The 15,255-nt window shown below is 69.3% G+C and carries 14 protein-coding genes; 10 read left to right on the top strand and 4 right to left on the bottom strand.

Translation table 11 applies throughout. The annotated features are described in order from the left end of the window. Positions 1-1,121 (bottom strand): septation protein SepH (gene sepH, locus ACLN58_RS09375; RefSeq protein ID WP_415854988.1); only part of this gene is annotated, 1,121 nt, incomplete at its 3' end. A gap of 233 nt (positions 1,122-1,354) precedes the next feature. Here sepH and ACLN58_RS09370 point away from each other — a divergent pair. Continuing rightward, positions 1,355-1,654 carry a DUF4193 domain-containing protein gene (locus tag ACLN58_RS09370; RefSeq protein WP_043122976.1) on the top strand — a complete coding sequence of 100 codons (300 nt, stop codon included), beginning with the start codon at positions 1,355-1,357 and terminating at the stop codon, positions 1,652-1,654. A 43-nt stretch (positions 1,655-1,697) separates the two neighbouring features. On the opposite strand, the gene ACLN58_RS09365 is transcribed toward ACLN58_RS09370, so the two are convergent. Next, a complete protein-coding gene (locus ACLN58_RS09365) occupies positions 1,698-2,177 on the bottom strand; it encodes a DUF3093 domain-containing protein (protein ID WP_415854987.1) in 480 nt (159 codons plus the stop codon). Between the two features lie 109 nt (positions 2,178-2,286). On the opposite strand from ACLN58_RS09365, the gene dut reads away from it, so the two are divergent. The 4 genes from dut (at position 2,287) to ACLN58_RS09345 (ending at position 4,593) form a co-directional block, all read left to right on the top strand. Continuing rightward, on the top strand, positions 2,287-2,769 hold the full coding sequence (gene dut, locus ACLN58_RS09360) for a dUTP diphosphatase (protein ID WP_415854989.1): 483 nt from the start codon (positions 2,287-2,289) through the stop codon (positions 2,767-2,769). A gap of 67 nt (positions 2,770-2,836) precedes the next feature. Then, positions 2,837-3,553, top strand: coding sequence for a DUF3710 domain-containing protein (locus ACLN58_RS09355; RefSeq protein WP_415854986.1), 717 nt, complete (start codon positions 2,837-2,839; stop codon positions 3,551-3,553). Further along, positions 3,546-3,863, top strand: coding sequence for a hypothetical protein (locus ACLN58_RS09350; RefSeq protein ID WP_415854985.1), 318 nt, complete (start codon positions 3,546-3,548; stop codon positions 3,861-3,863). Before ACLN58_RS09355 ends, ACLN58_RS09350 begins: the two co-directional genes overlap by 8 nt. 1 nt (position 3,864) lies before the next feature. After that, a complete protein-coding gene (locus tag ACLN58_RS09345; protein WP_415854984.1) occupies positions 3,865-4,593 on the top strand; it encodes a DUF3159 domain-containing protein in 729 nt (242 codons plus the stop codon). A gap of 27 nt (positions 4,594-4,620) precedes the next feature. Here the strand turns inward: ACLN58_RS09345 and ACLN58_RS09340 are convergent, their stop codons facing one another. Both ACLN58_RS09340 and ACLN58_RS09335 read right to left on the bottom strand, forming a co-directional pair. Further along, a complete protein-coding gene (locus ACLN58_RS09340; protein ID WP_415854983.1) occupies positions 4,621-5,340 on the bottom strand; it encodes a potassium channel family protein in 720 nt (239 codons plus the stop codon). Beyond that, positions 5,337-6,011: a potassium channel family protein gene (locus ACLN58_RS09335; protein WP_415854982.1), complete on the bottom strand. Its 675-nt coding sequence runs from the start codon at positions 6,009-6,011 to the stop codon at positions 5,337-5,339. Before ACLN58_RS09335 ends, ACLN58_RS09340 begins: the two co-directional genes overlap by 4 nt. A gap of 62 nt (positions 6,012-6,073) precedes the next feature. On the opposite strand from ACLN58_RS09335, the gene ACLN58_RS09330 reads away from it, so the two are divergent. From ACLN58_RS09330 to dxs, 5 genes are all read left to right on the top strand, one after another. Next, entirely contained in the window at positions 6,074-8,077 is a 2,004-nt protein-coding gene (locus ACLN58_RS09330) for an APC family permease (protein WP_415854981.1), read from the top strand. Next, complete coding sequence (locus tag ACLN58_RS09325) at positions 8,074-9,405, top strand: class I SAM-dependent RNA methyltransferase (RefSeq protein ID WP_415854980.1); 1,332 nt, start codon at positions 8,074-8,076, stop codon at positions 9,403-9,405. Before ACLN58_RS09330 ends, ACLN58_RS09325 begins: the two co-directional genes overlap by 4 nt. Before the next feature lie 428 nt (positions 9,406-9,833). Next, positions 9,834-10,511 (top strand): endonuclease domain-containing protein, encoded by a 678-nt coding sequence (locus ACLN58_RS09320; protein ID WP_415854979.1) that lies wholly within the window; start codon positions 9,834-9,836, stop codon positions 10,509-10,511. A 270-nt stretch (positions 10,512-10,781) separates the two neighbouring features. Further along, positions 10,782-13,631 carry an aconitate hydratase gene (locus ACLN58_RS09315; protein WP_415854978.1) on the top strand — a complete coding sequence of 950 codons (2,850 nt, stop codon included), beginning with the start codon at positions 10,782-10,784 and terminating at the stop codon, positions 13,629-13,631. A gap of 155 nt (positions 13,632-13,786) precedes the next feature. Then, on the top strand, positions 13,787-15,255 hold a 1,469-nt coding region (dxs, locus tag ACLN58_RS09310), incomplete at its 3' end, for a 1-deoxy-D-xylulose-5-phosphate synthase (protein ID WP_415854977.1).

Genomic DNA, 15,255 nt, shown 5'->3' with positions numbered 1-15,255 from the left:
GCCGTGCTCAGCCCGGGCGCGAGTCTCAGATGGCTGTCCTCCGGCGAGCGACCGGAGTCGTCGGCGCGGGGGATTCGCGGGAAGAGCGAGGTGATGCCATCGCGGACGGGCTCGAGGCGCCGCGGGCGAGGTTCGTCGTCGTGCTCGGTGTCCTGACGCGAGGGCCGCTCTTGGCCGCTGTCCGGATGGCGCGAGGGCCGCTCGGCACCCCCATCGGCGTGCCGCGACGGCCGCTCGGTTGGGGCGTCAGCGGGGCGCGGGTGGGCCGCGGGGATGCCCTGCGTGAGGAGAAGGGCGAGGGCGTCGTCCGCGTTCTCGTCGACGCCGAGCCGCTGCCCGCGGCGGGCGCGAAGCATGTCGAGCAGGTCTGTCTCCGGATCGCGCCGCTCGGTGTCGGGCTGCTCGGTGGGCCTCGGCTCCTCCTCGACGTCGAACGGGCGGTCGACGATCGAGAGCCGGCGCGGCGACGTGGGCCCCTCGAGGGTCTCGAGCTCGCTGAGCTGCTGTGCCCAGCGGTTCGCGTTCGCGACGCTCCGACGCACCGGATTGTAGGTCCACGTGGCGGGCGGCTCCTCGCCGATGGAGGCGGGCGTCCCGTCCGGAAGGTCGAAGCGGGCCACAACGGTCCACAGGCCGTCCCGGCGGCGCCACGAGTCCCATTCGACCCGCGAAGCGTTGACGCCGTAGACCGCGAGCCGATGCGACACGATGTCGCCGAGGCGCGCCGGGCCTTCGCCGAACTCTGCCGCGAACGCCGAGTGCGCCGGGGGAGTGATGCCGACTTCGCAGGCTTGGGCAAGCCGGACCACGTGTTCGCGCTCCGCGAGCACGGGTGACTCGAAGCGCTGGATCCGGGCGAGCGGGATCCCGGAGGATTCCGCGATGCTCTCCGCTGTCGCGCCGGCTCGGATCTCGGCCTGAATCTGGCGGGGAGTCATGTTCGTGACGCCGGAGGTCGCGAGGCGTTGCGGCGCGGGGCGCGAGATGGCCCGGCGCAGGGCCTCGTCAAGGGGGAGCCGGAAATGCGCGCCCGACCCGGCGCTCAGCAGAAGGTGCTGCCCGTCGTCGTGCACGCCGACGAGGCGAAGTTCCTGCAGATTGTCCTGCGGTTGCTCCCGCATTGAAGCCTCCAGCTTGCCTAGTCCTCCACAGAACAATGCCATCTCTGGGCCCGGATTACAGGGCATTCGCTCGGTGTGCCGCGACTTCCCGAGTTCACGAGTGGCATTTCGGACTCCGATCGGGAACAATCTCTCCGTCACTGGGCACAAAATGGGGGCCGAGTGCGTTAGAGAGTGGACTACGTGGAGTGGCCACGTGACGAAGCGAGTAACCGGAGCGTGAACGAATAACTATGGCGACCGACTACGATGCGCCGCGCAAGAACGAAGAAGAGCTCAACGAGGATTCGATCGAAGAGCTGAAGACGCGGCGCACGGACAAGCAGTCCGCCTCGGTGGACGAGGATGAGGCGGAGGCCGCGGACAGCTATGAGCTCCCCGGTGCCGACCTTTCCGGCGAGGAGCTGCTCGTGCGTGTCCTGCCCGCCCAGGCGGACGAATTCACGTGCGCGTCGTGCTTCCTGGTGCGACACCGGTCCCAGATCGCCCGCGAGAAGAACGGGCTCTACTACTGCAAGGAGTGCGAGGGCTGAGCCCCCGCACGAAAGCGCACCGCGCACAGAGGCTGAGCCCGGCTCAGCCCTTCGAGGCGGCCAGAGCGGCGACGAGCCGTTCTGGCCGCCTCGTCGATACAAGCCAGTAAGGGGTCGGGTCCTCGGGGTCGGAGAGATCCACGCGGACCACAGGATTGATCCATCCCCGGATGCAGAGATAGGCCCGGCCGTCGAGCCGCACACCGCGTTCGGCGGTCGCCTCGTCCCCGGCGAAACCCTCCGCCGCGGCGACGAACTCCCGCGGGAGCACCGCGCGGCCGGCGCGGAGCTCGCGGGCCGTCACGACGACAGCCGGCGTCGTCGCCACGAGGATGCCGCTCAGCACGAGGAACACGACGACCGCGCCCGTGAACCCCGCCGCGACACTGATCGGGGCGAGCACGAGGATGCACGCGGCCGAGATGCCGAGCACCACGATCCAGACCCACCACGAGGGCCACAGCTTCTCGCTGTAAAGGCGGTCCGCGGACGCGAGGGGCTGAGGAGACGGCGAATCAGGCATGTGCCCAGCTTTCCACCTCGCGCACGGAGCGCCAAAGCCGGCGCCGCGGGCCAGGGGCGCAAGCCGATACAGTGGGTAGGTGACTGCAGCCCAGACGACCGACGGTTCCGTGGCCAGCGCCGTGTCCGCCCAGGAATGGCAGCCTTCTCTGGACATCGAAGTGGTGATGCTCGACGACGGTCTCCCCGCGCCGTCGTACGCTCACCCAGGCGACGCGGGCGCGGATCTGTGCTCACGCATCGACTTCTCGCTCGCCCCCGGCGAGCGACTCCTCGTGCCGACGGGGGTGAGCATTGCCCTCCCGTTCGGGTATGTGGCACTCATCCACCCCCGCTCCGGCCTGGCGACCCGGCACGGCCTCACCGTGGTCAACGCGCCCGGCACCGTCGACGCGGGCTACCGCGGGGAGATCGCCGTGACGCTGCTGAACACGGACGCGCGCGAGACACTGAGCCTGCGTCGCGGCGATAGAATTGCCCAGATGGTAATCCAGCGCGTCGAGTACGCGCGATTTGTCTCCGTTGGCTCGCTCTCCGAGTCGGCGCGGGGGACCGGCGGCTTCGGCTCCACCGGGGGATTCACGGCGCACTAGTGCCTGCACGTCACGGGGCTCGCGCAACCGGTTGCGCCCTGGACGGCTGACTTAAGGAGTAGTTGACGTGCTGTTCGGACGTGGCAAGAACGCCAAGCTGACTGCCGAGGACCCGTCGGTCCTCGGTGTCGCCGAGCGCAACCCCGAGCCCGACAAGAGCGGTTACGGCCGGGCCGCCAAGGGGCCGTTCGACGCCAGCGAGCGGGACGCGGCCGTGGGCTACGTTGACCTCGGCGCGCTCCTCATCCGCCCCGTCGAGGGGCTCCAGATCCGCCTCGAGGTCGAGGAGGCCACGCGTCGCGTCGTCGCGGTCACGATGGACCTCAACGGATCGAGCCTCCAAGTTCAGGCGTTCGCCGCCCCCCGCACCGAAGGGCTCTGGGGAGAAATCCGCGCCCAGATCGCCCAGTCCGTCGCGAGCCAGGGCGGCACCGTCGAGGAGGTCGAGGGCAGCTTCGGCCCCGAGCTCGTCGCCAAGCTTCCCACCTCGACCGCGGACGGCCGCCGCGGCTACCGCGTGGCGCATTTCATGGGCGTCGACGGGCCGCGCTGGTTCCTGCGCGGCGTCATCTCCGGCAACGCGGTCATGGACCGCGCGGCCGCCGAGGAACTCGAGGAACTCTTCCGCTCGGTCGTCGTGGACCGCGGCGAGTCCCCACTCCCGCCGAGTGAGCTCCTTCCCCTCCGGCTCCCGGTCGAGCCGGGCCAGTCCGAGCAGACCGAGAACGGCGTGCACGCCCCGACGTCGCCCGAGCGCGGCCCGGAGATCACCCAGCTTGGCTGACAGCCCCGTCCCCGCGCCCCTCGACTTCCTGAACCTCCCTTCTCGGGGGTATGTCGCGGGGGAGGGCGTCATCCGCTCGGTCACGTTCGTTTCGCCGTCCGTGGCCCCGAGCTTCAGCGCGGTCATCGAATCGGCGGACGCGGCGCGCCCCGGGCGAGGCCCGGCCATCCGGCTCATCTGGCTCGGGCGGCAGCAGATTCCCGGGATCGGGGCAAGCACGCTCCTGCGGTTCTCCGGCATGCTGTCCACGCGGCACGGCGAACCCACCATGTACAACCCGCGCTACGAGATCCTTGCCAAGGAGGACTGACATGGAACCCGAGAGCCGGCCCCCTGCCGAGGGAGGGCGCGAGCGCGAACCCGGAGTTGCCGACCTTGCGGCGGCGTACGCCGCGAAGGCGGGCCTCCACCGGCACGACGACGGCCGGATCGACGTCCTGCGGAGCGCGGGCGGGATCCGTGGCGTGCTCGAGAGCATCCTCCCGGGCCTCGTGTTCCTCGTCGCGTTCACGATCGTCCGCGAGCTCGTCCTGCCGATCGTCCTCGCGATTGTGGTCGCGGCGGTGTTCGTCGTGGTGCGCCTCGCGAGCCGCACGACGCCCACCCAGGCGTTTGCCGGCGTCGTCGGCATCGCGGTGTCCGCGGCGCTCGCCCTCTTCACGGGCAAGGCGCAGGACTTCTACATCACGGGCTTCATCACGAACGCCGCGTATATCGTCGCGCTGGCCGTCTCCGTGGCGGTGCGCTGGCCGCTCATGGGTGTGGTCTTCGGCTTCCTGCGCAACGAGGGCGTGCACTGGCGCCAGGATCCGCAGCGCGCGCGGCAGTACCGTCTCGGCACGTGGATCATGGTCGCCGTCCTCGCGCTGCGCCTCGTCGTCGAGGTACCGCTATACCTCATGGGCGACGCGGGCGTCGTCGCCCTCGGGGCGATGCGGCTCATCCTCGGCGTGCCGCTCTACGCGCTGGGAATCTGGCTCGCATGGCTCGTCTCGCGCCCGCTCCCGGGCACCGAGCGAGCGGACGACGCGCGGGCCTGACCGCGCGTCGTCCGCGCACCCGCGCCGTCAACCGTCGAAGCCGTCGTCCTCGCCCTCGTCGGAGCGCAGCTCGTCCGCGTCCTCTTCGGTTCCCGGGGCGAGGAGCGCGCGCAGCTCCTCCTCGGCCGCGATCGTTGTCACGAAGAACAGCTCGTCGCGGTGGTCCACGACGTCGTCGACGCTCGGCGTGATGGGCGCCTGGTCCCTCAGGATCGCGACGAGCGTCGCATCCGCGGGCCACTGGATCTGGCCGACCGTTCGGCCGATGAGGTCGGAGTGCTGCGGGACCGTGAACTCGACGAGCGACGCCACGCCGGTCTGGAGCGTGAGCAGGCGCACGACGTCGCCGATCTCCACAGCCTCCTCGACGAGCGCCGTCATGAGCCGCGGCGTGTTGACGGCGACGTCGACGCCCCACGAACCGTCGAACATCCAGTCGTTCTTCGGGTTGTTGACGCGCCCCACCGTGCGCCCCACGCCGAACTCGGTCTTGGCGAGGAGGGACACCACGAGGTTCACCTTGTCGTCGCCGGTCGCCGACACGACGACGTCAGCTTCGTCGACCTTGGCCTCCTTGAGCGTCGAGAGCTCGCACGCGTCGCCGATGAGCCACTTCGCGCCGCGGAGGCCGCTGCGCCCGATCACCTCGGGCTTGGGATCGATGAGGAGCACCTCATGCCGGTGCGCGAGGAGCTCACGCGCGATCGACGAGCCGACGCTCCCGGCGCCGGCGATGATGACCTTCACATGCCCTCCTTGGCGGGCGGCGCCGCGAGCAGGCGGGCCACTTCTGACGAGTCGTTGAGGCGCATCATGACGTGGACGGTGTCGCCCTCCTGGTAGCTCGTCCCGGGGACCGGCAGGATGCCCTCGCCGAAGCGCGTGAGGTACGCGACGCGCACCGGAGCGGCCTTCTCGATCGCCGCCACCGGGTGGCCGAGCCATGCGGGGTCGAGGTCCACCTCGGTGAGGACGAGTCGCCCCGAGGCGTCCCGGAAGTCACCCGCGATGCCTGCCTCGGGGAGGATGCGACGCAGCACCTGATCGGCGCTCCACCGGACGGCGGCGACAGTCGGAATTCCGAGGCGCTGGTAGATCTCGGCGCGGCCGGGGTCGTAGATGCGCGCCACGACGTGCGGCACGTGGAACGTCTCGCGGGCCACGCGCGTCGCGAGGATGTTCGAGTTGTCGCCGCTCGAGACAGCCGCGAAGGCGTACGCCTCCTCGATGCCCGCCTGCCGCATCGTCTCGCGGTCGAAGCCGATCCCCGTGACCTTTCGACCTCCGAACGTGCGGCGGAGGCGCCGGAAGGCGCGGTCGTCCTGGTCGATGATGGCCACCGAGTGGCCCGAGTCTTCGAGCGTGTGGGCGAGGGACACGCCGACGCGCCCACACCCCATGATCACGTAATGAGCCACAGGCCCAATCTACCCAATCTGCGACAGGCCCGCGGGCCGCGGCGCAGGGGACGGACTATGACATGCCGCGCTGGAGCGCATACCGTGTCAGAGTGCTGCAGATACTCAACGCGGTCAAACGGGTGCTCGTCGGGCGTCCGTTCCGCAACGACAGGTTGAGCCACACGCTCCTGCCCAAGCGGATCGCGCTGCCGATCTTCGCCTCGGACGCGCTCTCCTCGGTCGCGTACGCGCCGGACGAGATCCTCCTCACCCTCGCCCTGGCGGGCGTCGGCGCCGTCGCTCTTTCGCCGTGGGTGGGCATCGCCGTCATGCTCGTCCTGCTCACGGTCGTCGCGTCGTACCGCCAGAACGTCCACGCTTACCCGTCCGGCGGCGGCGACTACGAGATCGCGACCACGAACCTCGGCCGGTTCGCGGGGCTCACGGTCGCGTCGGCCCTCCTCGTCGACTACGTGCTCACGGTCGCCGTGTCGATGTCCTCCGCGGCGAACTATCTCACGACGGCGATCCCCGCGTTCGAGGGGCAGCAGTCAGTCATCGCCGTGGTCGGCGTCCTGGTCCTCGCGCTCGTCAATCTGCGCGGCGTGAAAGAGGCGGGCACGGTCTTCGCGGCGCCGACGTACATCTTCATGGTGTCGATCATCGGCATGACGCTCGTTGGCCTCGTTCAGTTCCTCACGGGCAACCTGCACCCCGCGGCGAGCTCGGAGTTCCAGATCGTGCCGTCCTCGGAGTTCAACCAGGGCCTCGTGGGACTCGCGGGCGGCTTCCTCCTGCTGCGCGCGTTCTCCTCGGGCGCCGCGGCCCTCACCGGCGTCGAGGCCATCAGCAACGGCGTGCCGAACTTCCGGCCGCCCAAGAGCGCGAACGCGGCGAAGACGCTCCTCCTTCTCGGCGTCGTCGCGGCCGGAATGCTCGCGGGCATCCTGTTCCTCGCGAACGCGACGCACGTCCACCTCGCGCAGGATCCCGCATCCGAGCTCCTGCGGAACGGCCACCCGCTTCCCACGGACTACGTCCAGACCCCAGCCATCGGCCAGATCGCCGACGCGGTGTTCGGAAGCGGCAGCGTCGCCTTCTACATCGTCGTCGCGGCGACCGGCGTCATCCTCGTGTTCGCGTCCAACACGGCCTTCAACGGCTTCCCGATCCTCGCCTCGATCCTCGCGCAGGACGGCTACCTGCCGCGGCAGCTGCGCACACGAGGTGACCGGCTCGCCTTCAGCAACGGCGTGCTCGCCCTCGCGGCGGGCGCCCTCGTGCTCATCATCGCGTTCGACGCGGACGTCACGAAGCTCATCCAGCTCTACATCGTGGGCGTGTTCGTTTCGTTCACGTCCAGCCAGCTCGGCATGATCCGGCACTGGACCCGTGAGCTGCAGCGGGTCAAGGACCGCTCGGCCCGCCAGCGCATCATGCGCTCGCGCGTGGTCAACTCGATCGGCTTCGGCATGACGGCGACCGTGCTCGTCATCGTGCTGATCACGAAGTTCGAGCACGGGGCGTGGATCGCGATCCTCGCGATGTTCGTCCTGTTCCTCATCATGTGGAGCATCCGCAGGCACTATGACAACGTGGCGCGCGAGCTCGCAGTCGGCGATGACGCCTCGGCGCGAGCCCTGCCGAGCCGAGTGCACGCCGTCCTCCTCGTCTCGCATGTGCGCAAGCCCGTGCTGCGGGCGCTCGCCTACGCTCGGGCTTCGAGGCCCTCGCGGCTCGACGCCGTGACCGTGGACATCAGCCCCGAGGAGACCGCGCAGACCGTCGAGGACTGGGAGACGCTCGACATCCCGGTGCCGCTCACGGTGCTCGCGAGCCCGTATCGCGAGACCGTGACACCGCTCCTCGACTACATCAACGGGATGCGCCGTGAGTCGCCGCGAGATCTGATCGTCGTCTACATCCCGGAGTACGTGGTCGGAAAGTGGTGGGAGCAGCTCGTGCACAACCAGACAGCGCTGCGCATCAAGGCGCGCTTGCACTTCGAGCCCGGCGTCATGGTCGCGAGCGTCCCGTGGCAGCTCAAGTCCTCCGAGGACGCACGGAAGCTGCAGGAGCTGTGAGCGGAGCACTCGAACTCAGGCTCGGCCCGATCGCCCACGGCGGGCACACGGTGGCCCGGCACGAGGGGCGCGTGATCTTCGTCCGGCATGGCATCCCGGGCGAGCTCGTTCGCGCCCGGCTCACGGAGTCCGAGGAGGGGAAGCGCTTCTGGCGCGCCGACGTCGTCGAGGTGCTCGAGCCCTCGCCCGCGCGTCGTCCGCACTTTTGGGCGCCCGCCGATGCCCCCGCCGCCTACGCCGCGGGGACGCTCCCCGTGGGCGGTGCCGAGTTCGGCCACATCGAGCTCGCCGAGCAGCGCCGGCTCAAGGGCGCGGTGGTGCGCGAGCAGCTGTCGCGGCTCGCGCACCTCGAGCTCGAGGTCGACGTCGAAGCTGTTCCCGTCGGCGGACCCGGCGCCGAGGGCGCGGACGACGACGGCCTCCACTGGCGCACGCGGTGCAGTTTCGCCGTGGACGCCTCGGGGCACCTCGCGATGCACGCCCACCGATCCGAGGCGACCGTCGCCGTGAGTGACATGCCCCTCGCCGTGCCTCCGATCGGCCGGCTTGGCCTGTGGGATGCCGATCTCACGGGCGTCGCGCGCGTCGAGGTCGCGGCGCCTGCGGCCGGAACCGCGCCGCTCGTGGTGCTCACCCTGTCAGAAGACGTCCCGTCGGCCCGACTGCGCGAACTGCTCGATGCCATCGACGGCGAGGCGTCCGTGAGCGTCGTCGACCCGACGGGTGGGGCGCCGCTGACCCTCCGGGGGCGTGGTTCCGTCGCCGAGGAGGCTGGGGGATTCCATTACACCGTCACGGGAGAGGGCTTCTGGCAGATCCACCGCCGCGCCCCCGAGACGCTCATGGGCGCCGTCCTCGATGCGGTGCGTCCGGTGCTTGGCGACGGCGGTTCGGCGGCCGATCTCTACGCGGGAGCGGGGCTGTTCACGGCACCGCTCGCGTCGATCGTCGGCGAGACCGGTTCAGTCCTCTCGGTCGAGGGCTCGCCCGGGACGAGCCGGGACGCCAGGCGGACGTTCAAGCGGCAGCGGCACGTCGACGTCGTCCAAGGCCGGGTCGAACGGGTCCTGCGGCAGCGGGCGGGGGAGCAGTTCGACGCAGTCATCCTCGACCCGCCGCGCGCGGGGGCCGGCCGCGAGGTCGTCCGGCAGCTCGTGGCGGCCGCGCCTCGCGGGCTTGCCTATGTGGCGTGTGACCCCGCGTCCTTCGCTCGGGACCTCGGCTGGTTCCGCGAGGCCGGGTGGACCCTCGAGTGGCTGCGCGCGTTCGACCTGTACCCGCACACGCACCACGTTGAAACTGTCGGGCTCCTCAAGCCTGGCGCCTGAGCCGCGCGCCTGACTACCGGCCCGTGCCCCCGCCTGCCCCGCGTCCGTGCCGTCCCGCGCCCCTGTCCGGTTGATTCTCCTCGACCGGTCGAAACGCGGCGTGTCCCGCCGGAACACGGTTCCGGGGTCCGTGAATCGGACAGGATCGCGCGCGCCGGCAGGCCGGAATAGCCCTCCCCGAGAGGCGGAATGGGCGTGTTGTCCACACGGGTCGGCCAGCTTCCCCGCGGCCGTGGATGACGTGAACTGCTTGGGGGATGGACCCTCTTCAGCTCCTTCAGTCGCTCGGCGGTGTCGCTCGCGCCAAGACGCTTCTTGACGTCGGGCTAGGGCGGGGCGACTTGGCCTTTCTCTCCAGGCACGTTGCCAGACCAAAGCGAGGTGTCTACGCGACGCCCGACTGTCGGCGGGATTACCTTGCGGCGATCATGCACAACGGAGTAGTCAGCTGCGCGTCGGCTGCACGGGACTACGGACTCTGGCTCCTCAACGCTCCGCGGCAGGTCCATCTCGGTTGCCCCCATGGATACCTGCGCGGGACTTCGGGCCCCGCGACCCCGCTCTTGCACCGCGGCCTCCGCTACCCCGCACACCACACCCTCCCTTTGGCGGCCGTTGAGGACGTCGTGTTCCACGCCCTCCGCTGCCTCCCCGACAACGCCGCCGTTCCGCTTGTTGCGTCGGCCGTCAGGGCGCACGGCCTTCGGATTGAGCTCCTCGAGGAGGACCTCTTGGCACGCAAATCCGGCCGGGCCCTTGCCACGCTTCGCCGGGCCGATCCTCGGGTCGAGTCGCTGCCGGAGGCCGAGGCCCTCCTCCTACTAGTGGAGATAGCGCGCGAATTGGGCGTGGATGTTGAACCCCAGGCCTTCGTGCCGGGAGTTGGTCGCGTCGACTTCCTTATTGCCGGGTTCCTCATTGTCGAGATCGATGGGGTGGCGTATCACAGCGACCGAGCGTCCGTGCGGCGAGACCGGTCGCGGAACAATGCGGCGACCTTGCGGGGCTACCTCTGCCTACGGTACGTACCCGAAACCGTATGGAAGGAGCCCGAGCGGATCGTTGCCGAGGTCCGAGCGGCGCTCACGGGGCGCGTCATGCGCTGAGGATGCCGGCGGACCCCCCCCGTCCTGTCCGGTTGATTCTCCTCGATCGGTTGAGTGAGCGGCGCGTCTGGACGGACGCGTTATTGGCGTCAGAAGAACCGGACTGGAGCGCATGTGACGGTCGCTCTGCTCATGCCGGGCACGCCGAACTAGGATGGGCCCTGGCGCAGGGAGCCAGTCCGCGCACGATGCAAGCTAGTTAAGGCTTACCTAACTAGCAACGTCACTTCCGCGCGGCAAAGATGGCAGTGTTGCGAGAGGAGTGGTGCATTGAGCACTGTGGACAGCTTCGGATCCAAGGGCGTACTGAACGTCGGTGGCACCGATTATGAAATTTTCCGACTGAGCGCGGTGGAGGGCTCGGAGTCCCTCCCGTTCAGCCTCAAGGTTCTGCTCGAGAACCTGCTCCGCACCGAGGACGGTGCCAACATCACGGCCGATCACGTGCGCGCCTTGGCCGGCTGGGACCAGAACGCCCAGCCGAGCACGGAGATCCAGTTCACGCCGGCCCGCGTCATCATGCAGGACTTTACGGGCGTTCCGTGTGTCGTTGACCTCGCCACGATGCGCGAGGCCATCAAGGACCTCGGCGGTGACCCCGAGCGCGTCAACCCGCTCGCACCGGCCGAGCTCGTGATCGACCACTCCGTCCAGATCGACGTGTTCGGCAATGCGGGCGCGATCGAGCGGAACATGGAGATCGAGTACCAGCGCAACGGCGAGCGGTACCAGTTCCTCCGGTGGGGCCAGACGGCTTTCGAGGACTTCAAGGTCGTCCCGCCGGGCATGGGAATCGTGCACCAGGTCAACATCGAGTACCTGGCCCGCACGATCATGACCCGCGAGGTTGAGACCCCTGCAGGCAAGGTGCTGCGCGCCTACCCCGACACGCTCGTGGGCACTGACTCGCACACGACCATGGTCAATGGCCTCGGCGTCCTCGGCTGGGGCGTGGGCGGCATCGAGGCCGAGGCCGCGATGCTCGGCCAGCCCGTCTCGATGCTCATCCCGCGCGTGGTGGGCTTCAGGCTCTCCGGATCGATTCCCGCCGGCGCGACCGCAACCGACGTGGTCCTCACGATCACCGAGATGCTGCGCAAGCATGGCGTGGTCGGCAAGTTCGTCGAGTTCTACGGCGAGGGCGTCGCGGCTGTCCCGCTCGCGAACCGCGCGACGATCGGCAACATGAGCCCCGAGTTCGGCTCGACCGCGGCGATCTTCCCGATCGACCAGGTCACCCTCGACTACCTGCGCCTTACGGGCCGCTCCGAGGAGAACCTCGCGCTCGTCGAGGCGTACACGAAGGAGCAGGGCCTCTGGCACGATGCGGCCCATGAGCCGCGCTTCTCCGAGTACCTCGAGCTCGACCTCTCGACGGTGGTCCCCTCGATTTCCGGCCCGAAGCGCCCGCAGGACCGCATCGAGCTCGCCGACGCGAAGGAGCAGTTCCGCAAGGACCTGCACAACTACGTCGAGATCGGCGACGGCCACGTCGAGGACGGCACGGTCGACGAGACGATCGACGAGTCGTTCCCCGCCTCGGACGCCCCGTCCACGACCCAGGCCGACAGCCACGTCCACGAGACCGCCCGGCTGTCCAACCCCCTCGAGTCCGCGGCGAGCGGCGCGTTCGGGCGCACGTCAAAGCCCACGCACGTCAAGATGGCCGACGGCCGCGAGTTCGAGCTCGACCACGGTGCCGTGACGATTTCGTCGATCACGTCGTGCACCAACACGTCGAACCCGTCCGTCATGCTCGCGGCCGCGATCCTCGCGCGCAACGCCGTCGAGAAGGGCCTCGCGTCCAAGCCGTGGGTCAAGACCTCGGTCGCGCCGGGCTCGAAGGTTGTCACCGACTACTACGAGAAGTCCGGGCTCGTCCCGTATCTCGAGAAGCTCGGCTTCTACACGGTGGGCTACGGCTGCACGACCTGCATCGGCAACTCGGGTCCGCTCGAGACCGAGATTTCCGAGGCCATCCAGGCCAACGACCTCTCCGTGACGTCGGTCCTCTCGGGCAACCGCAACTTCGAGGGCCGCATCAACCCGGACGTGAAGATGAACTACCTCGCGTCCCCGCCGCTCGTCATCGCGTACGCCCTGGCGGGCACGATGGACTTCGACTTCGACGCGGAGCCCCTCGGCCAGGACACCGACGGCAACGACGTGTTCCTCAAGGACATCTGGCCGAACCCGACAGAGGTCCAGCAGGTCATGGACGCCTCGATCGACCAGGACATGTTCACGAAGTCCTACGCGACGATCTTCGACGGCGACGAGCGCTGGCAGTCCCTCCCGACGCCGACCGGCTCGACGTTCGAGTGGAGCGACGACTCCACGTACGTCCGCAAGCCCCCGTACTTCGAGGGCATGAAGGCGCAGCCGGACGCCGTCTCGGACATCGACGGCGCACGCGTACTGCTCAAGCTCGGCGACTCCGTCACGACCGACCACATCTCGCCGGCCGGCTCGTTCAAGTCGGAGACCCCTGCGGGCCAGTACCTCCTCGCCCACGGCGTCGAGCGCAAGGACTTCAACTCCTACGGCTCGCGGCGCGGCAACCACGAGGTCATGATCCGCGGCACCTTCGCGAACATCCGCATCAAGAACCAGCTCCTCGACGGCGTCGAGGGCGGGTTCACGAAGGACTTCACGCAGGACGGCGCACCGCAGGCGTACGTCTACGACGCCGCGATGAACTATCAGGCGGCTGGCACGCCGCTCGTGGTCCTCGCGGGCAAGGAGTACGGCTCCGGCTCGTCCCGTGACTGGGCCGCGAAGGGCACCGCGCTCTTGGGCGTCAAGGCAGTCATCGCCGAGAGCTACGAGCGCATCCACCGCTCGAACCTCATCGGCATGGGCGTCCTCCCGCTCCAGTTCCCCGCCGGCGAGTCCGCCGCGACGATCGGCCTCACGGGCAACGAGGTGTTCTCCTTCGAGGGCATCACGAAGCTCAACGAGGGCGCGACGCCGAAGACCGTCAAGGTGACCGCGACGGCGGAGGACGGCAGCGCGAAGTCCTTCGACGCCGTCGTCCGCATCGACACGCCCGGTGAGGCTGACTACTACCGCAACGGCGGCATCCTCCAGTACGTTCTGCGCCAGATCTCCTCGAAGTAGCGCGCCAATGCTGGGCTAGCCGGGCACAACGGCCAGGCCGCAGGCAAGGGCCCCCACCGCCATGGTGGGGGCCCTTGCGCGTCACGGCCCGATCCGGGGCCCGCAGGGGCAAGGCGCTACAGTGGGTTGAGCACGTTTCGAGCAAGGAGCCGCCGTTGGGCATTCTGGAGAGCATCCGGGGACCACAGGACCTCGACCGCCTCACCTCCCGGGAGCTGACGGATCTGGCAGAAGAGATCCGTCGGTTCCTCATCCGCAACGTTGCTCAGACCGGGGGACATCTGGGTCCGAATCTCGGCGTCGTCGAGCTGACGCTCGCGATCCACCGCGTCTTCGACTCGCCCCGCGACAGCATCGTGTTCGACACGGGGCACCAGTCGTACGTCCACAAGCTCGTCACAGGGCGTCAGGACTTCTCGACACTGCGCCAGCAGGGCGGGCTTTCGGGCTACCCCTCGCGTGCCGAGAGCGAGCACGACATCGTCGAGTCCTCGCACGCGTCTTCGTCCCTCTCGTGGGCCGACGGCATCTCGAAGGCCCGCAAGCTCACGGGCCAGGGCGACCGCTACACGGTCGTCGTGGTGGGCGACGGCGCCCTCACGGGCGGCATGGCGTGGGAGGCGATCAACAACATCGCGGCGGACAAGGACCGTCGGGTCGTGATCGTGGTCAACGACAACGGCCGCTCGTATGCGCCCACGGTGGGTGGCCTCGCTGACTATCTCGCGTCGCTGCGCCCCGCGATTGACGCCGTGCGCGCCGCGCCGGCGTACGAGGGCGCGCTCGCGTTCTGGAAGAAGCGTCTCCAGTCGGGCGGTCCCGCCGGCCGCTTCGCCTACAAGGGCCTGCACGCCGCGAAGAAGGGCGTCAAGGACTGGTGGGCGCCGCAGGGCATGTTCGAGGACCTGGGCATGAAGTACATCGGCCCCGTGGACGGACACGACGAGCGGGCGCTCGAGAACGCACTCACTACAGCCAAGCATTTCGCCGGGCCGGTGATCGTCCACGCGATCACCGAGAAGGGCCGCGGCTACGCCCCCGCGCGCGCGAACGAAGAGGACCAGTTCCACGCCGTCGGCGTGATCGACCCCGTGACCGGGGAGCCCATGACCTCGGGTGGAGCGGCGTCGTGGACGAGCGTGTTCGCGGACGAGATCGCCGCGATCGCCGACGAGCTGCCCGACGTCGTGGGGATCACGGGCGCGATGCTCATCCCCGTGGGCCTGCACAAGTTCGCCGCGCGTCACCCTGACCGCGTCTTCGACGTCGGCATCGCGGAGCAGCATGCCGTCACGAGCGCGGCGGGTATGGCCTTCGGCGGCCTGCACCCCGTCGTCGCCGTGTATTCGACGTTCCTCAACCGTGCGTACGACCAGCTCCTCATGGACGTCGCGCTCCACAAGGCCGGCGTTACGATCGTTCTCGACCGCGCGGGCGTCACCGGACCGGACGGGGCGAGCCATCACGGCCAGTGGGACATGGCGCTCGTCCAGAGCGTGCCGGGACTCCACCTTGCGGCGCCGCGGGACGCGACCCGCCTGCGCGAGGAGCTCCGCGAGGCGGTGGCCGTCTCCGACGCGCCCACGGTCGTGCGGTTCTCGAAGGGCAGCGTGGGACGGGAGAC

Source organism: Sinomonas sp. G460-2 (genome assembly GCF_047759905.1).
Classification (GTDB): Bacteria; Actinomycetota; Actinomycetes; order Actinomycetales; family Micrococcaceae; genus Sinomonas.
The sequence above is the reverse complement of the archived record's forward strand: the minus strand, read 5'-3'. Positions and strand labels throughout refer to the sequence as shown.

What these genes read in the sequence shown, in the direction of transcription:
- ACLN58_RS09370 (WP_043122976.1), top strand. Translation starts at nt 1,355, where the DNA reads ATGGCGACCGACTACGATGCGCCGCGCAAGAACGAAGAAGAGCTCAAC.
- ACLN58_RS09365 (WP_415854987.1), bottom strand. Translation starts at nt 2,177, where the DNA reads ATGCCTGATTCGCCGTCTCCTCAGCCCCTCGCGTCCGCGGACCGCCTT.
- ACLN58_RS09345 (WP_415854984.1), top strand. Translation starts at nt 3,865, where the DNA reads ATGGAACCCGAGAGCCGGCCCCCTGCCGAGGGAGGGCGCGAGCGCGAA.
- ACLN58_RS09330 (WP_415854981.1), top strand. Translation starts at nt 6,074, where the DNA reads ATGCCGCGCTGGAGCGCATACCGTGTCAGAGTGCTGCAGATACTCAAC.
- ACLN58_RS09320 (WP_415854979.1), top strand. Translation starts at nt 9,834, where the DNA reads ATGCACAACGGAGTAGTCAGCTGCGCGTCGGCTGCACGGGACTACGGA.